This is a genomic window from Kitasatospora sp. NRRL B-11411 (genome assembly GCF_000721345.1).
Taxonomy (GTDB): Bacteria; Actinomycetota; Actinomycetes; order Streptomycetales; family Streptomycetaceae; genus Kitasatospora; species Kitasatospora cineracea.
This window is the reverse complement of sequence record NZ_JOGH01000100.1, coordinates 9,133-34,045: the sequence shown is the minus strand read 5'-3', so window position 1 is coordinate 34,045 and position 24,913 is coordinate 9,133. Positions and strand designations below refer to the sequence as shown.

9 protein-coding genes are annotated in these 24,913 nt (G+C 74.9%); 8 read left to right on the top strand and 1 reads right to left on the bottom strand.

The window, feature by feature from the left end; translation table 11 throughout:
- Positions 1 to 14: 14 nt before the first annotated feature.
- Positions 15 to 1,013 carry an NADP-dependent oxidoreductase gene (locus IH44_RS0130715; RefSeq protein ID WP_030463043.1) on the bottom strand — a complete coding sequence of 333 codons (999 nt, stop codon included), beginning with the start codon at positions 1,011 to 1,013 and terminating at the stop codon, positions 15 to 17.
- A 139-nt stretch (positions 1,014 to 1,152) separates the two neighbouring features.
- On the opposite strand from IH44_RS0130715, the gene IH44_RS0130710 reads away from it, so the two are divergent.
- From IH44_RS0130710 to IH44_RS0130675, 8 genes are all read left to right on the top strand, one after another.
- Positions 1,153 to 2,067, top strand: a complete 915-nt coding sequence (locus IH44_RS0130710; protein ID WP_035956901.1) for a LysR family transcriptional regulator — start codon at positions 1,153 to 1,155, stop codon at positions 2,065 to 2,067.
- A gap of 273 nt (positions 2,068 to 2,340) precedes the next feature.
- A complete protein-coding gene (locus tag IH44_RS43240; protein WP_051817591.1) occupies positions 2,341 to 2,910 on the top strand; it encodes a GNAT family N-acetyltransferase in 570 nt (189 codons plus the stop codon).
- A 45-nt stretch (positions 2,911 to 2,955) separates the two neighbouring features.
- Positions 2,956 to 5,091, top strand: coding sequence for a WD40 repeat domain-containing protein (locus IH44_RS0130700; RefSeq protein WP_030463040.1), 2,136 nt, complete (start codon positions 2,956 to 2,958; stop codon positions 5,089 to 5,091).
- Between the two features lie 347 nt (positions 5,092 to 5,438).
- Complete coding sequence (locus IH44_RS0130695; RefSeq protein ID WP_030463039.1) at positions 5,439 to 6,170, top strand: hypothetical protein; 732 nt, start codon at positions 5,439 to 5,441, stop codon at positions 6,168 to 6,170.
- Positions 6,171 to 6,387: 217 nt separating this feature from the next.
- Positions 6,388 to 8,805, top strand: a complete 2,418-nt coding sequence (locus IH44_RS45745; RefSeq protein ID WP_051817589.1) for a hypothetical protein — start codon at positions 6,388 to 6,390, stop codon at positions 8,803 to 8,805.
- A gap of 50 nt (positions 8,806 to 8,855) precedes the next feature.
- Positions 8,856 to 9,983 (top strand): hypothetical protein, encoded by a 1,128-nt coding sequence (locus tag IH44_RS0130685; RefSeq protein WP_030463037.1) that lies wholly within the window; start codon positions 8,856 to 8,858, stop codon positions 9,981 to 9,983.
- Between the two features lie 4 nt (positions 9,984 to 9,987).
- On the top strand, positions 9,988 to 11,745 hold the full coding sequence (locus IH44_RS45740; RefSeq protein WP_030463036.1) for a hypothetical protein: 1,758 nt from the start codon (positions 9,988 to 9,990) through the stop codon (positions 11,743 to 11,745).
- An 839-nt stretch (positions 11,746 to 12,584) separates the two neighbouring features.
- A complete protein-coding gene (locus IH44_RS0130675; protein WP_157852517.1) occupies positions 12,585 to 24,806 on the top strand; it encodes a toxin glutamine deamidase domain-containing protein in 12,222 nt (4,073 codons plus the stop codon).
- The last annotated feature ends 107 nt before the right edge of the window (positions 24,807 to 24,913 follow it).

Sequence of the window (24,913 nt, the reverse complement as noted above, 5' to 3'; positions counted from 1 at the left end):
GAACTGACCCACCATCAGATCGTCACCAGCATCTTGCCGGTGTTCGCGCCCGCCAGCACCCCGAGGAACGCCTCGACGGTGCGGTCGAAGCCGTCCAGCACGGTCTCCGGCGCGCGCACCCGGCCGGTGCGCAGGTGCGGGGCCAGCAGGTCGTACAACTCCTGCTGGGCGTCCAGGTGGTGGCGGACCAGGAAGCCCTCCAGCCGGATGCTGCGGGCCACCAGTTCGAACAGGTTGTGCGGGGCGGCGGGCGCGGTCGCGGCGCCGTACTGGGCGACGGCGCCGCACCAGGCGATCCGGCCGAAGTCGCGCATCGCGCCGATCGCCGCGGCCAGGTGCTCGCCGCCGACGTTGTCCAGGTACACGTCGATGCCGTCCGGGGCGGCCGCGGCGAGCAGCTCGGCGACCGGGCCGTCGTGGTAGTCGAAGGCCGCGTCGAAGCCCAACTCCCCGGTCAGGAAAGCGGTCTTGGCGGCGCTGCCGGCCGAGCCGACCACCCGCCGGGCGCCCAGCAGCCGGGCCAGCTGCCCGGCCGCGGTGCCCACCCCGCCGGCCGCGGCCGAGACGAACAGGTCCTCGCCCGGGCGCAGTCCGGCGATCCGGGTCAGGCCGACGTACGCGGACAGGCCGGTGCCGCCCAGCACGCTCAGGTGCGCGCTCAGCGCGACGCCCGGCAGCTCGGGCAGCACCCGCACCTGCTCCGGCGTCACCAGCGCGTGGGTGCGCCAGCCCTCCCGGTGGATCACCGGCGTCCCGACCGGCAGCGCCGCCGACCGGGACTCCACCACCCGGCCCACCGCCCGCCCCTCCAGCGGCGCGTGCAGCCGGTAGCCGTCCTCGCCGTCCGCCATCAGGCCGAGCATGTACGGGTCGACGGACAGGTGGGCGTTCTCCACCAGGACCTGCCCCTCGGCGGGCGCGGGCAGCGTCCCGTCGACGAAGGCGAACAGGTCGGCGGTCGGCCGGCCGTTCGGGCGGGCGATCTGGTGGACGGCGCGGAAGGGCACGGGCATGGCGGAACGCTCCGGAAGGGGGAAGGGGGGTTGACGTGGCAGGACGCTACGGGGCGGGGGAGCGGCGCGGCAGGGGGCGGCGTCGATGGCCGGGCCGCAGCCATGAACGGCGTTCATGGCTGCGCGGTAGGCTGCGCCGGTGACGGACGATCTCCTCCCGCAGGAACTGCGGATCCTGGTCGCGGTCGCCGACAGCGGCGGCTTCACGGCCGCCGCCGAACGGCTCGGACTGACCCAGTCCGCGGTCTCGCACGCCGTCCGGGGCTGCGAACGCAAGCTCGGCACCGTGCTGTTCGAGCGCGGCCGCCGCGGCGCGACCCCCACCGCGGCGGGGGAGCGGGCCGCCGGGCACGCCCGCCGGATCCTGCGGCTGCTGGCCGCGCTCCCCGGCGAGGCCCGGCAGGCCGCCGCCGGGGGCGACGCCGCCCCGAGCGGGCCGCTGCGGATCGCCGCCTTCCGCAGCGCCGCCGTCCAGGTGCTGCCCCCGGTGCTGGCGCGGCTCGCCGAACGCTGCCCCGACCTGGTGCCCGAGGTGCGGATCGTGCGCGACCTCGGCCGCGGCACCGCCGGCGAGGTCGCCGACGGCCGGGCCGACCTGGCCCTGGCCACCCTCGACGCCCGCGGCACCACCACCACCCTGCCCGGGCTGCTCGCCGCGCCGCTCTACCGCGAGGAGTACGCCCTGGTCCACCGCCGGGGCCACCCCGACCCGCGCACCCTGCCGCTGGTCGACTGGGCCGAGAACTGCGGCTCGTACACCGCGGACTGGTGGAAGCGCCAGGACTGGCTGCCGACCGCCACCATCGACGTCTCCGACGACACCGTGGTGCTCTCGCTCGCCGCCCAGGGCCTCGGGATGGCCGTCATGCCCCGGCTCAGCCTGGACCGGCCGCCCGCCGGCCTCGCCGTCACCGACCTCGGCCCCGACCGGCCGTCCCGCCGGGTCGGCTACGCCACCACCCCCGAACTCGCCCGCACCGCCGCCGTCCGCGCCCTGGTCCGAGCACTGCGCGAGGCACCGCTGCCCGCCGGAGCCAGGCCGCTGGTGGGATGAGGCCTCAGAGGGAGGGGTCCCGCCGCCCGTAGCGGGGGCGCCCGGCCCGGGAGAGAACGAGTGGGCCGGGTGGGCGGCGGGACGTGGAGTGACGAACCCCGCGAACGAGTCTGCGCGGCCCCGCTCACGTTCCACTAACGTCCCGCTGACGTGCGCAAACGCCCGGGGATCGGGCCTGACTTGACGCCGGGTCGGACGGCGGGGGAGGGTACGCCGGGCGGCTCCGGGAGAGCGGTCCGCGAGGTGGTCGGGGCAGGCGGGACGGGGGGAGCGATGCTGACGCTCGCCGAAGTGCGGGACGAACCGATGGCGGCCGACGGGCTGGTGCTGCGCAGACCGCGCACCGGCGACGCCGCCCTGGTGCACCGCGGCACCCACGACCCGCTGGTGCGGGAGTTCCTGCAGGCCGTCGTCCCGCACCGGGACGCCGCGGCCGCCGAGCAGTGGCTCGCCGACGTCCCGCCGATGCTGTGGGAGACCGGCCGGGCCGCCTACTTCGCCGTCGAGTCGGCCGACACCGGCGAGGCCCTCGGTTGGGCCGAGCTGGTCAACCTCGACCCGGAGCAGGAGTGCGCCGAGGTCGCGGTCTGGCTGCTGCCCGAGCACCGCCGGCTGCGCACCGCCAAGGCCGCGCTCCGGCTGGTCTGCCGGTTCGGCTTCGAACGGATCGGCCTGCGCCGGATCGACGCCTTCGCCGCCGCCGACAACATGCCCAGCCAGCTCACCGGCGCCGCCATCGGCTTCCGCCGGGCCGGCTACCGCCCCGCGCTGTTCCGTAGCTCCCGCACCCACCGGCTGCACGACGCGGTGCACGCGACACTCGTACCGGAAGACCTCTGCTGACCCCGGGGCTCCCCAAACTCCCCGCACCGAACCAGGAGTGACGACATGTCAGGAAGCGTACGACTGGAAGACGGCGCCCTCGGCGAACTCGTGATCACCGCCGACGGCGCCTTCCGCGCCACCCGCGCCGACCGCGAGCGGACCGGCCGGATCGACGCCGCGCTGATCCGCCGGGTGCTGGCCGGCGCCGGCCAGGCCCCCGCCCCCGCCCCCGACGGCACCCCCGCCACCGGGCGGCGGCTCACCGTCCAGGGCCAGCCCGGCCAGGCCGACCGGCAGTGGACCGACGGCACCGCCGCCCCGGTGCCCGCCTCCGCCGCGGTCCTCGCCGCGCTGCTCGGCCAGGCCCTCGGCGAGCCCGGCGCCCCGGCCGCGCTGGCCACCGCGCTGGCCCGCACCGAACCCGCCGCCGGCACCGCCCGCAGCGCCGCCGCCGTCGGCACCGTGGCCGGCCGCGCCGCGTACGCGCTGGTCGAGGAGGACGGCGCGTTCGGCCTCACCGCGCTGGACGACGCCGCCCCGCTCGGCGGCTCCGACGCCGACGCCGGCCTGGCGCCCACCGCCGTCGCGCTCGGCGAGGCCGGCGGGCGCTCGCTGTTCGCGGTCGGCAGCACCGACGGCTCGGTCCAGGTCTGGGACGCCGCCACCGGCCAGGTCGCGCACGGCACCACCGGCGGCGAGGGCGCGCAGGCCGTCGCCGCGCTGGTCTGCCGGGACATCCCGGTGGCCTTCTCGGCCGGGCAGTCCGGCGACCTGCGGGCCGTCCGGGCCGACGACGGCCGGGTGCTGGGCACCCTGCCCACCGGCGGCCGGGGCGCCACCGCGCTGCGCGCCGCGCACTGCGCCGGGGTCGACCTGCTGGCCGCGGCCTCTCCCGACGGCACCGTCCGGGTCTGGGACGCGGGCACCGGCGAGCAGATGCACCTGCTGGTCGGCCACCGCGGCGAGGTCGCGGCGCTGGCCGTGCTCACCCTCGACAACCAGGCCGTGCTGGCCTCCGCCGGGCAGGACCGCCGGATCCGGCTGTGGGACCTGGCCACCGGCCAGTCGGTGGCCGAACTCGACGGCCACACCGGCACGGTGACCGGCCTGGCCTTCACCACCCTGGACGACCGCCCGGTGCTGGCCTCCTGCGCGCTGGACGGCACCGTCCGCACCTGGGACGTGTACGACGGCCGCCCGCTGCACGGCTGGCCGGCCGGCGAGTGGCTGACCGGCCTGGCCGCCGTCGAGGGCCTGCTCTACACCGGCGACGAGAGCGGCCGGATCACCGTCTGGGAGGCCGCCACCGGCCGGCCCGCGACCGCCGCGGTGCCCGCCGGGCGCCCCGGCAGCCCGCTGGCCGCGCTGGCCGCCGGCACCCTGCACGGCCGCCCGGTGCTGGCGGCCGGCTTCGGCGACGGCTCGGTCGCGGTCTGGGACGCCCCCACCGGCGGCCAACTCCTCGACCTGCCCGGCGAGGGCGGCCCGGTGCACACCCTCGACCTCACCGCCGACCTGCTGCTGTGCGGCACCGCCGCGGGCGCCGTCCGCAGCCACCGGCTGACCGACGGCAGCGCGCTGCCGCTGCCCGTCCCGCACGCCGGACCGGTCGCCGGGATCGCCTTCACCCCCGGCGAGCAGCCGCTGCTGGCCTCGGCCGGGCGGGACGGCGCGCTCTCCGTCCGGGACGCCGCCACCGGCGCCGACAGCCGCCGCTTCGCCACCGGGCGCGGCCCGTTCACCGCGCTGGCCGCCACGGTGGCCGGCGGGCAGCCGATCCTGGCCACCGCCGGGGAGGACCTGACGGTGCGGCTGTGGCACGCGGGCAGCGGCGCGGCCGGCCCGGTCTGCGCCGGACTGCCGCGCCCCGCCGAGGTGGTGACGTTCGCCGAGATCGGCGGCCGCCCCGTGGTGATCGCGGGCGCGGGCGACGGCACGGTGCTGGTCTGGGACGTCCAGGACGGCAGCCGGACCGCCGAGTTGACCGGCGGCGGCGCGGCCGTCCGGGCCGTGGTCGGCAAGGAGTTCGACGGCGAGGCGCTGCTCGCGGCCGGGGACGCCGCCGGGACGCTGCGGCTGTGGCACCTCTCCAGCGCGACGCTGCTCAACGAGGCGGCGCTGGAGGGCACTCCGCTGGCCATCGAGCTGGACGAGGCGGGCCTGCGGATCGTCACCCCGGGAGGCGCCGTCACCCTCTAGCGCGCAACCTCTCCGGAACCTTCACGATCCACCCGGAACGCGCACGTCCGCTCTTTACCTCCCTTACGGTTTCACGCCGTGAATTTACCTGATGCATGCTTTTAGGCTCCTTACAGGAGTCGAAAGCTCTGCAAAGCTCGTGCCGGGATGACGCATCGTCATCCCGGCACCCGGCCTTGGCTGTGCGCGCTCAGACGGCGGGTTAGGGTTGCCTGCGAAAAGGGCCGGTGCGGGCATGGCACGGGCACGCCCGGAGCCGTTCCGCTCCGGTGTTCAGGCATGCCCGACCGGGCCGCCGGTGCGGACGCGTACCCACCGGGGGCGGGTGGAGTTCGGGAAGGTGTGCGGTGGCGGACGAGACGGTGTGGATCGACCTCGACGAGGTCGAGGCAGCCTCCAAGAAGATCATGGGGCTGCTTGACGAACTGAACGGACCGGCCAACAAGTTGGAGGCCGCCGTCAAACAAGTGCAGGAGTCCGTCTACGGGACCGACCTGCTCGGCAAGGCCCTGCTGGGGGGCAGCTCCTCGGTGGGCGGCCTCGCCCAGCACCAGGAACAGGTCCTCGCGGGCATCCGCACCCTGATGCAGAACGCCACCGCGGTGGGCGAGAACCTGCAGACCATGGTCGCCCGGCACCGCGCCAACGACGACGAACAGGCCGCCGCGATGGGCCAGGTCATCCCGACCGGCACGCTCTCCGCGCCCGTCGGCCAGGCCCCGACCGGCGCCGTGCCCGCCTCGCTGCCCCTCGCGCCCCGGCTGCCGCTGCTCGAACCGGACACCGTCGGCGCGGTGCCGGACTCGCTGCCCCTCACGCCCCGGCTGCCGCTGCTCGAACCGGACACCGTCGACGCGGTGCCCGCCTCGCTGCCCGACGCGCCGCTGCGGCCGCTGCTCGAACCGGACCCCGTCCCGGAGCCGACCCCGCCCCCGCCGCCGGCCCCGATCACCCCGATCGGCAACACCGACCCCGGCGTCGGCTACCACGACCCGGACGCGCCCGAGCTCGACTACAACCACCCCAACCCGCTGCTGCGGCCTGGCTACGGCGGCGGCGCCGGGCCGAGAATGATCTGACGGACCGTCGGGCGGCGCCGCCGGACCCGGACCCGGGTCCGCCCGCCGCCCGCCCCCGTACCGCACCTCACCGGCCCGCACCGGCCCGGGCCGCTCCGCCGCCGCGGACCGGCACCCGCCGCGCACCGCCCGTCGCTGCCGCCGCCCGGGCCCCGTCGGCCCCGGCCACCGGCCACCCGCTCCGCACCCGACCTCCCCTCTCCGGAGACCTGCCGCCATGATCGAGCTGCCCGCCGACCTCGCCGAAGTCCTCAAGACCGTCCAGAGCAACGAGAACGGCGCGGACATCGCCTTCCCCGACGGGGACGAGGACCTGCTCGCCAACCTCGCCGACGCCTGGAAAACCTGGAACGAGGTGGCCGACACCCACGTCCGGGCGATCACCGAGGCCGCCCAGCGGGCGATGTCCAGCATGTCCGGCCCCGCCGCCGACAGCTTCTCCCAGTACCTGCAGAAGTTCGCCGCCGGCGACGGCTCGCACGTCGCCACCACCCTCCAGTCCGGCGTGGCGATCGCCAACTCGCTGCAGGGCGCCTCCGAGGCCGTCAGCGGCACCAAGACCGAGATGGTGCGCGAACTCCAGTACGCCAAGGAGTACATGGAGGCCCACCCGGCCGGGAAGCACGACGACATCGCCCAGTCCGAGGGCGTCAAGCAGGCCGCCGCCGTCTACCACCAGTACATCGGCCAGGTCGGCAGCAACGTCGACGGCATGCTCAGGAAGAGCGCCGGCCACATCACCGACATGACCGGCATGGGCCAGACCTGCGCCCTCAACGGGACGTCCGCGAGCGGCGGTCCGGGCACCGGCGGAGCCGCCGGAGCGGGCGGCACCGGCGCCGACGGCACGGCGGCCGCGATGAGGGTCCGGGGCACCGCCCTGCCCGGCGACCCGTACGCCCCGGGCACGACCGGCGCCGACGGCCTCGGCGGTGCGGGCGCCCTCGGTGGCGCGGACGGGCTCGGCGGTGCCGGTGCGCTCGGCGGTGTCGGCAACCCCGGGGCCCTGGGCGGCGCGTCCGGAGCGGGCGGCGCGGGTGCGTACGGCGGCCTCGGCGGCGTCGGCGACCCGGGCTCCCTCGGCAGCGCGGGCGGGAGCGGCGGCGCCGGCTCGTACGGCGGCGCGGGCGGGACCGGCGGCGGTGGTGCGCACGGCGGCGCGGGCGGCGGCTTCGGCGGCGGTTCGGGCTCCGGCGGCTCCGGTGGCTCCGGCTCCGCCGGGCTGGCGCCCTTCACCCCGCTCACCCCCAACATGCCCAACTTCGGCAACGGCGCGGGCCCGGTGGCCTCCACCCCGACCTTCAGCCCGCTCTCCAGCAGCGCCGGCTCGCTCGGCCTGGCCGGACTCGGCGACCTGGGCGACCTGGGCGGCCCCGGCAGCAACACCGGCGGGTACACCCCCAGCGGCAGCTACAACCCCGGCAGCCTCGGCACCAGCGGCGGCGGCCCCGGCAGCAGCCTCAACCTCGGCGGCTCGCTCGGCAACATCGGCAGCGTCCTCGGCAACGGCCTGGGCACCTCCGGCAACCTCGGTTCGAGCCTCGGCCGCGGCGGCCTCACCCCCTTCAACGGGACCGGCAGCAGCCCGTTCGGCCTGGGCGGCAGCACCGCCGGACGCAGCGGCACCGTCGGCGCCGGCGGCTCGGCCCTGCGCGGCTCGGGCGGCGGCATCGGCTCCGGCAGCAGCGCCCTGGCCGGGCGCGGCGGCAGCGCCGGCGGCCTCGGCGGCGCGGGCGGCTCCGCGTACCGGGCCGGCTCCGGCGGCGCCGGCAGCCTCGGCGCGGCCGGCGGGGCCAGCACGAAGGGCATGTCCGGGGCCGGCTCCGCGGTCGGCCGGGCCGGCGCGGGCGTCCTGGCGGCCGGCGGCAGCGGCAGCGGGAGCGGCGCCAGCGGCCGCAACGGCGCCGCCGGCACCCCCGGCGCGGGCGCCCACGGCCCCGGCGGCATGGGCGGCGGTGGACGCGGCGGCAAGGGCAACAAGGGCGGCAACCGCTTCGTCAGCCCCACCCGGTTCGGCGCCGAGGGCGAGGAGGACGAGGAGCTCTACGGCGACGCCGGCATCCTCGGCCAGGCCGCCGACGTCGACCCGCGCGACCGCCAGTGGCACCGGGCCCGCCGCCGCTGGCTCGACGACGCCCGCGCCGACGGCACCTTCACCACCGCCGAACCGGAACCCGCCGCGGTCGCCCCGGCCGGACCCGCCAGCGAGAACGACATGATCAACCAGCTGGCCGGCGTCCTGCTCGGCGGCGGCGCGGCCACCCCCGACGGCACCGGCACCGACGACACCCCGACCACCGACGGCACGCCGGACACCGACCGGACCTCCGGCGGCACCCCCGCGGCCGACCCGACCACGGCCCGGACCGACACCTCGGCGAGCACCCGGACCGACACCCAGGCCGAGGGCGCCGACCGCACGGACGACGCCGCCTACCTGGAGCGCTCGCGCAGCGCCGCCGCCCGCCGCGGCCACCCCGACGCGCCCGCCGCCACCACCGCCCCGGCGCCCGCCGCCGAGGGCGCGGCGGCCGCGCCGCAGCGGGCCCCGCTCCGCGAGGAGGGCGGCTTCCAGGTGCCCAGCCCGTTCCTGCGCGCCGCCCTCTCCCGGCTGGCCGCCCCCGCCGCGGACTGACCCCGCGCGCCCGCCCGCCGCCACCCCCGCACCGACGAAGGAACCCTCCCATGAGCAACGACGAGTCGGCCTGGTACGCCGCGTCCGAGCCGAGCACCGCCCGGCTGCTGCCCGAGGAACCCGTCCAACCCGCCCACCTGCGGGTCGGCACGGTCATCCCCGACAGCGTCCCGCTGGAGCCGCAGCACCGGGTCCTCCGGACCGCGGAGGAGGGACAGCACCTGGCCGCCGAGCCGCTGGAGCCGCTGCAGCCGTTCCAGCGGGTGCAGGCCGAGCCGCTGCAGCCGTTCCAGCGGGGCGTTCCGGCGCAGGAGGCGGAGCCGCTGCAACCGTTCCAGCGGGTGCAGGCCGAGCCGCTGCAGCCGTTCGAGCGCGCTGTTCCGGCGCAGGAGGCCGAGCCGTTGCGGGCCTTCGACCGGGGTGTACCGGCGCAGGAGGCCGAGCCGTTGCAGCCCTTCCAGCGGGTGGCGGCCGAGCCGCTGCAGCCGATGGAGCAGGGCGTGCGGGTGCGGGGGGACGCCGAGCCGGAGCGGACGTTGCACCGGGGCGTCCCCGCGCAGGAGGCGGAGCCGTTGCGGGCCTTCGACCGGGGTGTTCCGGCGCAGGAGGCCACGCCGGAGCGGACGTTGCAGCGGGGCGAGGCCGAGCCGATGCGGACGTTGCAGCGCGGCGAGGCCACGCCGGAGCGGACGTTGCGGCGGGGCGAGACCGCCGCCGCCAAGCGGAGCGCGGCCTCCGGCAGCGGGGGATCGGGCAACGCCGGGTCGGGCTTCCAGGTGGACCCCGACCAGTACCGGGCGGCCGTCTCGCCGATGCTCGCCGCCTCCGAGCAGGTCGCCTCGGTCTACCGCTCGCTGAGCGCCTTCCTGCCCTCGATGGAGTCCCAGAACCCGTGGGGCAACGACGAGTCCGGCAAGAAGTTCGCCGAGGGCGAGAAGGGCTACCTGAAGTACAGCCACGACACCATGGACGTGGTCAAGGGCCTGCCCGAGGCGCTCAAGGGCATCGCCGACGGCCTGAAGGCGATGGCCGAGAGCTACCAGAACGCGGACCAGAACGTCGTCTCCGAACTCGGCGACATCGACAGCCCCGTGCAGATGCCCACCTCCCCCTCCATGCCGTCCACCCCCGTCCACGTCCCGATGACCCCGCGGATCACCCAGAGCGGAAGGCACTGACCCCATGGCTGTCGAACTCCCGGAGCCGCTCCAGTGGGTCCTGCTCCTGCTCGCCGGAACCCGCTGGCCCGAGGCCGACGAGGACCAGCTCCGCGAGATGGCGGACCACTGCCGCAAGGCCGCCGACTCCCTCAAGGACGCCACCCAGAGCGCCGACTCGACGATCAAGCGCGCCCTCGACGGACAGAAGGGCAACGCCGCCGAGGCGCTCGGCAAGTACTGGGACAAGTACTCGGTCGGCAAGGGCACCGAGCAGGACCCCGGCTACCTGCCCGGCGCGATCAACGCGCTCAACGGCATGGGCGACATGCTCGAACAGGTGGCCAACTCCGCGGAGACCGCGAAGATCCAGATCATCGCGCAACTCGGCATCCTCGCCTTCGAGTTGGCCACCGCCGAGGCCGAGGCCCCGTTCACCGCGGGCGCCTCGCTGCTCGAGGTCCCGGTGATGATCGCGGCCAGCCGGGTGGTCGTCTCGCAGCTGCTCAAGAAGCTCCTCAAGGAGATGCTCGAGATGGCGGCCAAGCAGGCCGCCCAGATGGCCGCGATCAACTTCCTGGCCCAGGGCATCGAGGTGGCCGAGGGCCACCGCAAGAGCATCGACATGAAGGAAGTCGGCCAGAACGCCCTCGGCGGCGCGGTCGGCGGCGCCTCCGCCCACCTGATCGGCAAGGGCATCGGCGCGGCCGGCAAGAAGATCGGCGCCGAGAGCGCCCTCAACTCCACCGCCGGCAAGATGGCCACCGGCGCGGCCGTCGGCGTCGGCGCCGACGTCTCCACCCAGCTCATCACCACCGGCAAGGTCGACAGCGAATCCCTGCTCGGCTCCGGCCTCTCCGGCGGCGCGGGCGCCGGCCTGCACGCGGGCGCCTCCGCGCTCAAGGGCCACGCCGCCGCCCCCAAGCCCGCCGAGGCCCCCAAGCTCGACCTCCCCCACAGCACCGGCAGCACCGGCGGCGGCGCGAGCCACGACGGCCCGCCCACCTTCAGCAAGTCCGCCACCTCCTCCGGCGACAGCGCCTACCAGGGGCCGTCCGGGACGTCCTCCTCCGGTAGCAGTGGCAGCAGCGGAAGCGGCAGCGGCAGCGGTTCGGCGGAGAGCGCGGGCACGCACGGCAGCACCGGTGCGGGCTCGCTGCTCGGCGCGGGCGCGGGCGCTGGCGCGGGTGCTGCGGCGGCCGGTTCGTCCGGCGGTCACAGCTCCGGGACTAGCGCGGGCGCGAGCGCGGGCGCCGGTGCGGGCGAGTCGAAGGTCAACGGCCTGGCGCCGTTCGGCTCGGGCCGCAGCGCCGGGGAGACTGCGGGCGGCACCCACCCGACGACCACGCCCGTCACCTCCCAGGCACACGACACCACCACCCCCGCCGGGTCCGCCACCCACGAGACCCCCGCGCCCACGCCGCGCGAGCAGACGGGCGTGCGGACCCAGGACACCCCCGCACCGCACGCCGAGACCCAGGCGGCGACGCCGAAGGTCGAATCGGTGCGGCCGCAGACGGATCCCACGCCGACGGCCACCCCGCCGGTCCACGAGAACGTCGCGCCGCGTACGGAGCAGGCGGCGCCGGTGCACGAGAACGTGAGGTGCACGAGAATGCCGCTCCGCGTCAGGAGCAGGCGGTTCCGCGTCAGGAGTCGGCGCCGGTGCACGAGAACGTGGCGCCGCGTCAGGAGCCTGCCGCTCAGGTGCACGAGAACGCTGCTCCGCGTCAGGAGCAGGCGGTTCCGCGTCAGGAGTCGGCTCCGGCCCACGAGAACGTGACGCCGCGTCAGGAACCTGCTGCCCAGGTGCACGAGAACGCTGCTCCCCGGCAGGAGCAGGCGGTTCCGCGTCAGGAGTCGGCTCCGGTGCACGAGAACGTGACGCCGCGCCAGGAGCCTGCTGCCCAGGTGCACGAGAATGCCGCTCCGCGTCAGGAGCAGGCCGTTCCGCGCCAGGAGCCGGTTTCGCAGCCGCACGAGCAGGCCACTCCGCGTCACGAGCCCGCCGCGCCCGTGCACGAGAACGTGGCGCCGCGTCCGGAGCCGGTGGCGGTTCAGCCGCACGAGTCGCCGACTCCGCAGCCGCACGAGACCCCGGCTCCGCGCCACGAGCAGGTCGCCGCGCAGCCGCACGAGACTCCGGCTCCGCGCCAGGAGCCGGTCGCTGCGCAGCCGCACGGGACGGCGTTGCCGCACCAGGAGGGTCCTGCGTCGCGGGGGACGGAGCAGTCCGACGGTTCCGCGGCGGCGCACCAGTCCGCGGTGCCGAACCTGTCGGGCGTGCTCGGTGGCGCCGCGAACCTGGCCGGTGGCGGTGGCACCCATCTGGACGGTGGCACGCGGGGGGCGTCCGCCCCGACGCCGATGCGTCCGGCCGGGACGGAGCAGTTGCCCGGTCAGGAGTCGCCGGACGCGGTCCCGGACGTCACGTCGTCGACCGCCACGCCGCCCCCGATGGCGGGCGGCGGGTACCTGCCCGGTGCGACGGCCGGTGGTGCGGCCGGTGCCGGTCGCGGCGGGGCCGGTGCGTCCGGCCGCCCGGCGGGGTTCGGGGCCGTCCCGCGGCAGGACGGTCACCGGTCGGGTCTGGTGACCGGTCCGGTCCGCGGTGCCGGTGACGTGGGCGGCGGGATCCGATCGGGGGCGCCGTCGACTTCCGGTGCGTCCGGTTCCGTCCACCCGAACGGCGCGACCGGCAACGGCGGCAGCCACCAGGGCGGCGGTTCGCTCCGCCCCGGGCACGAGTCCGCCCCGGAGTCGTCGCAGGCCCACCCCGAGCACGAGGGCCGGGAGCACCAGGACGTGACCGACCGGCCGTCGGACCACGACGAGGCCGTGCCGCACGTCGAGCCGGAGCCGTTGCCGCCGGTGGGCACGCCGGAGCACGGGATCATGCACGACCCGGCGAGGTTCCTGGAGGACAACCTCCTCTCGGTGGACTTCTCCGAAGGCGTGAAGCAGCGGATGCCCGGGCTGAAGCCTGGGCAGGACATCGCGTTCCTCAACGCGATGAAGAGCAGCGACAAGCACTGGTTCACGATGGAGCCGGACCCGGCCGCCGGCCGCGGCGGCAAGCCCTCCTACCACCTGGTGCCCGCGTGGGAGAAGTACGCGGCGCACTTCGCCGAGCACCCCGAGAGCTTCCCCGGACTCGAACGCTTCCCCGAGCCGGTCGGATCCCAGTTGCCGCCGCTGAAGGACGACAGCCACTACGTGAAGGGCGCGTACGTGCCCTACGAAGCCAGCGAGCGCCCCGGTGCCGACAGCACCATCGGCCACACCGAGGTCCCGCTGCGCCCGCACCCGGACCTCCCGCGCGAGGGGCTGGTGTTCACCGACGCGATGAACGGCTGCGCGTTCGTGGCCACCGTCAAGCCCGGTGAGGACACGTTCACGGCGTGGCACTACCAGTCGTACTCCGCCTCGGAGAACCTGCGGGCCGGCGCCGACTTCCGGTTGGGGAAGACGGTCACCCAGTGGGCGGGGCTGCACGACTACGCGGCGCCCCTGCCGCCCGGCCACACGCCGGCGGCGACCAACATGCTGCGCCACAACGGGCAGGGCTGGGAGCTGGTCAGCCAGGAGACGCACACGAACATCCTGGATCCGAACCGTCCGCCGACGGTCTCCAAGCAGTCGACCATCCCGTTCGAGGTCTCGACGCAGACCCCGGAGAACCTCGTCAAGATGACGGTCGACCCGTACCACGTCAGGGCGAAGCAGCAGCTCGGACAGTTCCAGGACGCGGCGCACGGCCTCACCAAGGGGCTGGACCCGCGGGACCCGTCCGTCCAGACGCTGAAGAGGTTCGTCAATGACATGAGCGGGCGGCTCGAAGCCCAGGAGCGCCTCGTCGCCGAGCTCCAGAGGCCCGGCAAGACCCTCGCGGACGTCGAGGCCACCGCGGCCCGGCTGCAGAGGGCCAACGAGGCGAACCAGCAGTTCCTGAACGCCAGCGAGGCCCCCATCCGGCAACTGGCGGAGCAGGCGCTGGCGGCCTACCCGAACCGGACCCCCGAGACCCTGCTCTCGGAGTTCCGGAAGTCGGACTGGATCGAGGTGATGCGGGACGAGAGTGCCGCCCGGCAGCCCCAGCCGTCCGGTTCCGCCGACAACCCCGGGCCGGTGACCCCGCGACCGGACGCGGTCCGGTCCGGCGACGAGAACACGTCCGTGCCGCCGCCGGCCTCGCACCCCGCCGAGGGCAGCCGACAGGGCACCGGCGCCCGGGACTTCGGCGCGCTCCCGTCGCGCCCGGCGCCCGCGTCGGACTCGGCGCCCGCGTCGACCGCCGCGCACGGCACCGCCGCGTCCGGACACCAGTCGCCCCGTCCGACGGATGCCACCGCGCACGGCACCGCCGCGCCCGAACACCAGCCGCCCCGTCCGACGGACGCCACCGCGCCCGCCCAGGACACCCGGGCCGTCCCGCCCCGGCGGGACGCGGACGGCGACACCACGCCGCAGCCCGCCCCGTCGAACAGCCGCAAGCGCGGACGGGACGAGGACGAGGACGACCAGCTCGTTTCCGAGCAGGAGCCGAAGCGGCGCCGGACGCCGTCGTACGAGAACACCGACGGCGTGCTGAACGACCGCGGCTACCGCTCGTTCGGCCCGGAGCACCCGCTGACCAAGGACCTCACGGACTACGTCGGCGGCGCCGACCGGCAGCACCCCGCGATGAGCAACTCGCTGCTGCAGAAGGTCAATCCGCACGAGGTGCCGGTCCACGAGGGCCCGGGCGGCCGGCGTCCCGAGGACCTGAACGCCTGCCTGGAGAACGTCGAGGCGTACCGGGACACCCACTTCGGGCGCCCCCGGGTCTCCGGCCAGACCCTGCACGGCACGGCCGAACCGGTCCCCGGCAACGCGCTGTGGAAGCGGCACGACGGCCCGGCCCGCTTCGGCGAGGGGCCGGACGGCATCCAGAAGCTGATGGACCAGGTCAAGCAGGGCGGCCCCGGCAGCTTCGCCACCGTCCTGGGCGCCGGCAAGGACGGCGGCACGGGCCACGCGGTCGCGCTGGTCCACGACCGCGACGGCACGCTGCGCTGGGCCGACCTGACGGACCGCAAGGTCACCGTCGCCGACGGCTCGATGCCGGAGAACTTCCGCTCCGACTGGACGGTCTGGGCCTCGGTCGCCGACCCGCACGAGAACAACATCTCCGGGCCGCACGACCGCGACTTCATGGACACCTACTCCGACTTCCACCGCCCCGAGGAGCGGCCGCTCCCGGAGCCGACCGCCGACCACGAGGGCTTCGGAGCGAAGAAGAAGGACAACAAGCAGAACCAGGACGACGACCCGGAAGCCGCCCAGCGGCGCGACAACGAGGCCGCCGTCACCCAGGACGGGTCGGTCAGGATCAAGTGGGACGCGGACCAGAAGAAGTGGGTCCCCTCCGCCGACGGCCAGGCCCGCCCGGACGCGTTCTCCGAGTGGATGGGCAAGGACTTCACCACCCGCAAGGACACCCCGGTCGAGGTGAACGTCGACCACCTGTCGCAGCCCGAACTCCACCAGTTCGCCGACATGCTGATCCGCAGCGACTACCCGCAGACCGCCACCAAGGTGCTGGAACGGGCCCAGTGGCTGGACGAGCAGGCCCGGCTGGGCAACGACGGGGCCGACCCCGGCAAGCACCTGCGCGCCACCGGCGACGAGATCGTCGGCAAGGGCGACGAACTGCGCGAGCGGCTCCAGCTGATGACGGACCCCCCGCGCTTCGAGCAGGCCCACCCGACCCCCGAGGCGCGGCGCGCCTACGAGGAGGAGACGGTGCGGCGCGGCGACGAACTGGACCGCCTGCTCAAGGGCCAGGTCACGGGCGCCGCCGACCACGGCGGCCTCTACCACCTGCGCAACCAGTACGGCCCGCTCACCGGCCTCTCCAAGACCCTGTCCGAGCCGCACCCGCAGGGCGGGGGCAGCCGCGTCCCGCTGGCGCTCGACCCGAAGCTGATGGACCTGCTGCACAACCGGGTCCGCGAGTTCCGCCGTGACCAGGCGTACGCCGACGTGCCCACCGGCACCCAGTGGAAGACCGTCCAGCAGGACATCAGGGACAGCGCCGGGCAGCAGAAGCCGCCGGCCTCCGAGACCCCCAGGGTCGAGGACCCGGCGAACCCGCCGAAGCACGAGGACCCGGAGAACCAGCCCAAGGCGGACGACCCGGCGAACCCGCCCAAGGCGGAGGACTCGAAGAAGCTCACCAACGAGGACCTGGCGAACCTCCCCGAGGACCTGTCGACCCTCCCGCCGGAGAAGCGGGCCGACTTCGTCCGCGCCCTGTCCGACCGCAACCTCGGCAACCTGCGCGACCAGGTCGAGCCGCACCTCAAGGACGACCCCGAGCTGCGGGACCTCCACGACTCGCTCAAGGACCTGCCCTACCGGCTCAAGCACTCCACCCCCGCCTACCACGCCATCGCCAACTCCGGCATGCTCTCCTCGCAGGGCGACCTCATGCGGCGGGACGTCAAGTTCATGGCGTCCGGGAAGAGCAGCGACACCAACACCAGCAGCCTGGGCAACGACGACTTCGCCTTCTTCCGGATGGAGGTCGGCGACGAGAAGATGGTCACCCGCTACGGCCCCACCACCATGGTGTTCGGCTCCGACATCCTGCAGCACCACGACGGCTGGGTCTCCCTGCACGACCAGCTCGAACCGCTGGACCGCCCGGCCATGCAGGAGTACAAGCTGCCCAACGGCGAGACCGCCCGCACCACCAAGTACGTCGAGGGCTCCACCGCCACCGGCGAGAAGAGCAAGTGGGAGCACACCTACCCGGGCAACGGCGGCACGAAGCAGCACGTCACCTTCGACCAGGAGGTCTTCCACGGCAAGGACGTGGCCGAGGGCCTGGCCCTGTCCGTCGTCCAGGAGATCCACCGGGGCGGACCCGCGCTCAGGGAACACGCCGTCGGCCTCAACAACGAACTGGCCAAGGCGAAGAGCGACCTGGAAGACGCCAGGGGCACCGACCGCGAAGCCGCCGCGAAGAAGCAGGTCGACGAAGCCGAACGCAAACTCGGCGACCTCGTCTCCCGGTTCTACCGCCCCGAGGCGAAGTTCGGCTCCGGCCTCCCGATCGACCCGCGCCCCGGCCACGGCCCCGGCCCGGCCGGCGAGGGCCGCCCGCCGTACCGCCCGCTCACGGTCCACAACCCGGACGGCGACGGCCGCTACCGCAACGACGGCACCCTCGACCCGATCGCGTTCGCCGCCGCCCGGATGTCCGACCGGGTCGACGACCGGCAGCGCGAGGGCGACAAGAACGCCAACAAGGGCGAGAACAAGAAGAACCTCGACAACGCGCTGCGCCAGTACGGGCCCGCCGTCTCCGCCGCGAAGCACTCCGTCGCCCGCACCGAGGAGTTCGTCCGGCAGACCGAGGCCGAGGTCCAGCGCCTCAAGCAGACGGACGACCGGAGCCCCGAGCACCAGAAGCAGCTCGCCGCCGCCGAAGAGCGGGCCAAGCAGGCCAACGAACTGCTCAAGGACCGCAAGAAGCAGGCGGAAGAGGTCGTCAAGAACAACGAAGACCTCGAGAAGCGCCGGGAAGCGCTGTCGGCCAAGCCGGAGAAGACCCCGGAGCAGCTGGAAGCGGAACGGAAGAAGGCGGAAGCCGCAGCCGAGGCGCGCCAGCAGAAGGAAGCGGTGAAGGCGGCCAAGCTCGCCCGCCGCCAGCAGCGGCTGGAGGACCGCGGCAACGAGCAGCCGCCGCAGGGCAGCACCGGGACCAGCCGGGAGAAGGCGCCGGAGACCGCCAAGAACGAGCCCACCACCGAGACCCCGGCGCCCATCGGCAACGACAAGACCTCCGGGGGCACTGGCACGCCGCGCGGCAACGACAACCAGCCCGGTTTCGGCTCGGTCTCCCACCACACGCCGCCCACCGAGCACCAGGAACCCCCGCGGCAGCAGCACACCGAGGACACCCCCGCCCCGCCGCCGCCCGCCGGAACCACCCGCCCCCGCTCCGCTTCGGCCCCGCCCGAACTCGGCACCCAGCACGCCCCGGCCCACGAGGGGGAGAAGGGCAACAAGGGCCCCGAGGACCAGGGGGGCGGAGACAAGGACCAGGCTCCGAAGGACGGCAGCGAGGAGCAGGGCAAGAAGGACGGCAACGAAGAGCAGGGCAAGAAGCAGGGCGACGAGGACAAGGGCGAGGGCAAGGCCCCGAAGGACGACGAGGGCGACGGCAAGAAGGACGACACCGAGGAGCAGGGCAAGAAGGACGGCGACCAGGACAAGGACAAGGGCGAGGACAAGGGCGAGGAGAAGGCTCCGAAGGACGACAACGAGGAGCGGCCCGAGTTCCCGCCGGCCGGGAAGCTGGTTCCGGTGGCGGCCGACGGTCTGTGCCTGCTGCGTTCGCTGGTCGTCGGCCTGCCCGAGCTCTCGGGGGTGAACGGCGCGCACGAACGGCTCCGGGCCGAGGTCGAGGAGCACTTCCGGACGCTGCCCGCGGACCAGTGGCCGCAGGAGGTCGTCACCAACTACCGCGGCGATCTGGTGGCCCGGGGCAACGCGCCCAGGGAGGAACTGCTCTCCTACCTGCCCGAGGACGTGCGCGGAGGGTTCGACAACGTGCCGCTCGCCGAGCTGCGGACGATCGTCGGCGACCACATCCTCACCACCGCCCCGCCGCCGCTCCCGCACGAGCGGCAGGCGCTGCTCGAAACCGTCCGCGACTGGGGGAACCGCTGGAACACCCAGGCGGGCGAGATGCTGCCCGTCGCGGCGGCCAACGCGCTGGGCGTCCGGCTGCGGGTCCTCGACCCGAACGGTGAGCACGTGGGGACCTTCGGCCCGGAGAACGGCCGGCAGGTCACGGTGTACCGGAACGACGGGCCCGCGCACGACGCGCCCGCCCACTACGACGGCAGCGCGCCGGTGCCGCGCCCGGAGGGTGCCCCGGCGCCGAGCCACGGGAAGTGGGAGAACGCGCTCAAGGAGGAGAAGAAGCAGCCCGAGCCCGAGTCGGAGAAGAAGCAGCCGGAGCCGGAGCCGGAGAAGAAGCAGCCCGAGCCCGAGTCGGAGAAGAAGCAGCCCGAGCCGGAGCCGGAGAAGAAGCAGCCGGAGCCCGAGCCCGAGTCGGAGAAGAAGCAGCCCGAGCCCGAACTCCCGTTGCCCGAGGGCAAGAAGGAGTCTACGGAGCCCCGGCCGATCGCCGGGACGGACCTGGTGGTCGGGCTGACCGGGAACGAGAAGGCGGTCCGGGAGCAGGTGGTCGCGGCCATCGAGCGGATGGTGCCGGGGGACCGGGCGGCGGCGCGGGCGTTCGCGGAGGAGCACTTCGGGCCGGCGACGCTGCGCCCGATGCTCGGGGCGCTGTCCCGGGGCGAGGTGTGGACGGCCTCGTTCGAGCGGCACGGGTGGAGCGGCAGCGTGGAGTTGCGCGGTCGGGTCACCGAGTCGAAGCCCGCGGGGACCGACAAGATCGAGTTCGAGAACGGCGCGGACCGGACGGTGGCGACCGGCGGGAACCGGAACTCGCAGTGGCAGTACAACGTGGGCGTCCAGGTCCGCGAGTCGAAGGGCATCGCCGACCCGACCGAGATGGTGGGGTACTTCCACGACCGCGGCCAGGCCCAGGTCGACGTGGACCTGGGCGGCATGGTGGCGCGGTCGAAGACCTCCGGGACCGCGGAGCTGTTCGACTCGACGATGCGGCTGGAGTTGGACTTCGGCAACATGAGGCACCTGGGGACCCCGGTGCGGACCGAGTCCGGGCACACCGCGCAGGTGGACCTCACGATGAGGGTGGCGGTGCCGGAGCGTCCGACGATGGGGGCCGACAGCGAGCGCCGGGTGCCCCCGCAGCGGCTGTTGGACGGCCGGGTCGGCGGTCAGGAGATCGTGCTGGACCTGAAGCCGCGCGACGGCGGCTCGGGCAAGCGGCCGGTCGAGGGGCTGCTGGAGCACGTCGAGCAGGCGGGTGCGCGGGAGTTCGGCAAGGACTGGCCCGCGATGAAGGAGAAGGTCCTCGCCGAGGTCGACTTCGGACGCCTGCAGCGGGACCTCAAGTCGATGACGGCGGGCGAGCCGCTCACCGTCAACCTGACGGACCGGAACGGCAAGAGCCTCGGGACGGTCGAGATCGGGGCGCGGGTCGGCACGCTGGAGCAGGTCGGCACCACGAAGGAGACCGAGTTCAACATCGGCACCACCGTCCAGCAGGTCCACAGCACGGCCACCAACAAGGGCAACGCGGGCCAGCTCGGCGCGTCGCTCGGGTTGAAGCCGGGTCCGGCCCTGATCAACGTCGGTGGTTCCGGGCGGCTGGGCCGGGACGTGGTGGAGATCTCCGGTGACAGCCGGGTCTCCCAGCTGACCAGCAAGTCGAAGGTGCCCGGTGTGCTCTACGACGGCGCCGTGCACTACGAGTTGAAGTTCAACGGCAAGGACACGGCGCACCCGGCGGGCGAGGCCGAGGTCCGGCTGCTGGTCGACCGGGCGGACACCAAGGCCCCCGCCGCTGAGCCCAAGCCCAAGCCCAAGGGCGAGGGTGAGGGCGAGGGCAGCACGGAGCCCAAGGACTCCGCCGAAGGCGGCAAGGCCAAGGACGCGCCGGAGCCCGAGCAGCACGAGGTGGCCGGCCCGCCGGAGTCGGTGTGGCGCGGCGGCAACGACCGGGGCGGGCTCGGCGAGGACGTCGTGGTCCGGGACGTGGAGAACACGTCCGCGCTGCGCGCGGCGGTCGACGCCAAGGGCCGCGAGCGGTTCGGCAAGGACTGGGACGCCGTCCGCGAGCAGGTGCTGCAGGGCTTCAGCCAGCCGAAGCTGGCCTCCCGGATGACCGGCATGACCCGGGGCGAGCCGCTGGTGGTGAAGATCCCGGGCAAGGAGGACATGGTGGTCACCGCCACCGCCCGGGTGCAGGAGATGACCTACCGGCGCGAGGACGGCAAGGCCGCGCTGAACACGGTGAACGAGAACAGCTCGTTCACCGTGGAGCGGCGGATGCTGGCGCGCACCGCGGCCGGCAACGGCCAGCTCGGCGGGACGGTCGCCAAGGGCGCGCCCGGCGGCGACCTGCTGGCCACCGGTTCCGCCCAGCGCCGCGACCGGGAGGGCGGGCAGGACCGGCAGGCCGACCGGGTCTACGCCAACGGCAAGTACAACGCGCCGCAGGTCATCTACGGCGCGAAGCTCGCGGTGGACGTGCACTTCGGGCGCCCGGGCGAGACGCTGCCGGGCGGCCGTTCGGACACCACGGCGCCGCTCGGCATCGAGGTGGGCCTCGAAGCCGGGAGCACGGTCAAGTCGAAGGTGGCGAAGACCGAGGACGGCACCCACACCTTCACCCGGCCGGAGAAGCTGCCCGAGGCCGCCCCGGCGTCCGCCGCCGCGAAGGCGCCCAACCCGGACGCGACGCACACCGCGCCGCCCCGGATCCGCGAGCGGGGAGAGCTGAACGCCTCGTACGTGGTGCACAGCCTGAGCGGCGCGGACCGGGTCCGCACCACGGTGGAGAACGCCGTCCGCACGAAGCACGGCGAACTGTCGGAGGAGACCCGCCAGCAGCTCGGGGAGACCTTCGACCGGCTCGCGCTGAAGTCGCAGCTCTCCCAGCTGACCCGCGGCGGGAAGCTCACCGAGACGGTCTCCGGCGCCACCTGGAAGGCCGAGATCACCGTCACCGCCCGGACCGGGGAGTCGAGTTACCACTCCACGTCGAAGGACTACGAGTTCGAGTCCGGCACCCGCACCTCCAGCGGACAGGGCAGCCTGGGCGACCACCGCACCCGGCTGAACGGCGGCGGGATCGGCCGGCTGAAGACCCCGGTGCTGGACGTCACGGGCGGCTCCAGCTACCGGGTGGACCGCACGTACGGCCACAACTCCGAGACGGTCGGCTCGACTTCGAACCGCGGCAAGCACGTCGAGACGGCCGTGCTGTTCGACGTGGACGCCAAGTACGACGTCAAGGTCGAGTTCAAGCGGCTGGGCATCGCCGACGGCTCGGTCACCCACCAGGTCGACACGGTGGCCCGGGTCGCGGTGCCGGAGCGCGACGCCGTCCCGGTGCCGAAGAAGGAGGACACCGCCCCGGCCCCGAAGGACGCGGAGGGCGCGGAGGGCGCGGTTCCCAAGGAGGCCCCGAAGGAGGCCCCCGAGCAGGCCCCGAAGGACGGGAAGAAGGACGCGGAGCCGACCGGGCGGACCACCTCCCGGCAGCCGAAGGGCTTCGTGGAGCGGCGGCGGCTGGACTCCTCGGCGATCGTCACCGACGTGCACGCGCTGGGGGACCGGAACGGTCCGGCCGGTACGGGCGGCGGGGCGCCCGGGCCGCGGCGGACGCTCGGCGAGTCGATCCGGGACCAGGTGGAGTCCGGCTGGAAGCCCCGCCGCGGCGGCGCCCGGCCGGACGGCGCGGCCCGGCCGGAGCGCAACCCGTTCGGCAGCGACTGGGAGGGGGTCAGCCGCAAGCTGGACGCGGAACTCACCCCGGACCGGCTGCAGTCCCGGCTCAAGGGCATGACCGCCGGTGACGAGATCGTGGTGCGGCACGGCCGGACCACCGTCCGGGTCGGCGCCGTGCTGCGGGACCGGATGGAGCACCTCGGCGAGTCCGGCACCACCGAGTTCAACGCCGGCACCGACGTGCAGCGCACCTTCGCCCGGACCGAGGGCGGCGGCAACTCCAAGATCGGCGTCCTCGGGGCGACCGGCGCGGCCCCGATCCCGGGCGCACCGGTCTCGGTGACCGCCGGACTGACCGGCACCGGCGGGCACGGCCACGACCACACGGAGGTCCGGACCGGGTCGACCACGGCCGGCATGGCCACCAAGTCGAAGCTGCCCGGCAGCGCCTACCGGGGCGAGGCGGAACTCCAGTTCACCATCACCCGCAAGCCGTGGGTGGGCGCCTCGGTCCACCAGCGGCGCACCGCGACGGTCGGCTTCGAGACCATCGTGGAGACCGGCGAGACCGTCCCGGTGGAGCCCTTCGTGAACGGCAAGGCGCCGGCGGCCAAGGCCCCCGAGGGGGAGACCGTCCCGCCGAAGGCCCCGGAGGGCGGCAAGACGGAGCCGCCGAAGGGCCCGGAAGGCGGCAAGGCGGAGGGCGGCAAGGCGGAGGGCGGCAAGACGGAGCCGCACGACGAGCAGGGGCGGGACGAGGTCGTCGACGACCCGGCGCGCACCGTCCCGGTGAAGGCGCCGGAGACGACCGCGGTCCCGGTGCCGCCGGAGCGGATCTGGGAGAACGGGCTGCGCGACACCGACGTGCTGCGCTGGCTCGGCGACGTCGGCGGCGTCCGGGACGTGGTGCGGCTGCGCGGGCAGGACTACTTCGGGAAGACCTCCTGGAAGGAGCTGGAGCCCAAGGTCAACGCGCTCACCACGCACAGCCACCTGTCCGCCATGTTCGGCACCGCCAGCCAGGGCGGGGGGATCAGCGCGACCGCCCCGACCAACCGGGTCACGCTCGGCGGCGGCAAGGGCGTCGAGGTCGGCGTGAAGGTGGTCTCGCTGGAGCACGACGGCAGCAACGAGAAGACGGACCTCAGCCCGGCCAACACGACCGCCTCCGGCACCGCCCGCTCGGACCTGTCCGCGAACCACGCGGGCGCCCAGGCCCAGGTCGGCGCCAAGATCACCGGCGACGTCACCACCAGTCCGGGGATCACCGCCGGGGCCCAGCGGCTGTGGCGGGAGGGCGGCAGCCTCAACGAGGCCGGCCAGACCGTCTCCAACGGCAAGTTCGCGGCCCCCGTGGACCGCTACCAGGGCTACGCCGAGGTCGAGGTGACGTTCTTCGACAAGGGCAAGGACCCGGTCGTCGAGAAGGGCCTGCTGCCCATCACCCTGGACGTCCCGCGCGGCGAGTCCCGCACCGTGGACGTCCCCGGCGACCAGTACCGGGCCTTCAGCCCCGAACACCGGGACGGCACCCCGCACTTCACCGAGGGCGGCCGCCTGCTCGACCAGGTCCACGACGCGGTGCACGGCAGCGGCGGCGGGTACGACCACGAGGCGCGCACGCCCGCCGAACGCGAGCAGCTGGCCGGCACCGTGCGGCTCGGCCGGGCCGCCTACGGCCAGGCCCTCACCTCGGGCACCCCGCTCGCCCAGCAGCGGATCCGGGCCGCCCACCGGCTGGTCGAACTCTCCGGCGGCAGCTCCGAGTCCGCGGCCGGCCTGCTCGGCGACCTGCTCAAGGCCCCCGCCGGGGAACCGCTGCCGGCCACCGAGGTGCGCCAGGCGCTCGACTACGTGGTGCGGCGCAGCGCCGAGGGGCCGTTCACCCTCGACGACCTGGTCACCGGCGCCCGCGAGGGCTGGCCGGCCGACCGGCCGTACGACGTCCGGCGCGAGAGCTGGACCGACCACGGCCCGGCCAGCGGCCTGCTCACCTCCGCGATGGCCACCGCCTCCAGCGCCGTCCTGCCGCTGCTCGGCAACGGCGCGGCGGGGGCGGGCGGGGTGCTGCACCTCACCGTCAGCGGCGAGGGTCCCGGACTGCCGATGCACCGGCAGTTCACCCTGGACGGCGACCCGGTGAAGCGGATCGGGGAGATCGAGGCGGAGACCTACTTCAAGCCGGGCGTCTCGCCCCGCGAGGTCACCGTCCGGTTCGCCGGCCCGTCCGAGCACGGCCAGGACTGGGACTACCGGGTCACCGCCCGCTCCGACCGCAGCCGCGAGCTGATGCTCAGTCATCGCCGCCCCGAGCCGGCGCCGGTACCGGCCCCGGCACCGGAAGCCGGGCCGGGCGGGTCGGCCGGCGGCACCTCACCGGCGGCCGCCGCGGCGGCCGCCCGGGTCGAGGCGATGCGCCGGCACGTCGAGGCGCTGCGGGCGGCGGGGGCGCCGTCCGCCTGACGGCACCGGGCACCCGCCGGGCGGCACCGCGCCGCCCGGCGGGGCACCGGATCCGTCCGGCGGGGCACCGGGCCCGTCCGGCCGGGCACCGCGGCGGTCCGGTCGGG

What these genes read in the sequence shown, in the direction of transcription:
- IH44_RS0130715 (WP_030463043.1), bottom strand. Translation starts at nt 1,013, where the DNA reads ATGCCCGTGCCCTTCCGCGCCGTCCACCAGATCGCCCGCCCGAACGGC.
- IH44_RS43240 (WP_051817591.1), top strand. Translation starts at nt 2,341, where the DNA reads ATGCTGACGCTCGCCGAAGTGCGGGACGAACCGATGGCGGCCGACGGG.
- IH44_RS0130700 (WP_030463040.1), top strand. Translation starts at nt 2,956, where the DNA reads ATGTCAGGAAGCGTACGACTGGAAGACGGCGCCCTCGGCGAACTCGTG.
- IH44_RS45745 (WP_051817589.1), top strand. Translation starts at nt 6,388, where the DNA reads ATGATCGAGCTGCCCGCCGACCTCGCCGAAGTCCTCAAGACCGTCCAG.
- IH44_RS0130685 (WP_030463037.1), top strand. Translation starts at nt 8,856, where the DNA reads ATGAGCAACGACGAGTCGGCCTGGTACGCCGCGTCCGAGCCGAGCACC.
- IH44_RS45740 (WP_030463036.1), top strand. Translation starts at nt 9,988, where the DNA reads ATGGCTGTCGAACTCCCGGAGCCGCTCCAGTGGGTCCTGCTCCTGCTC.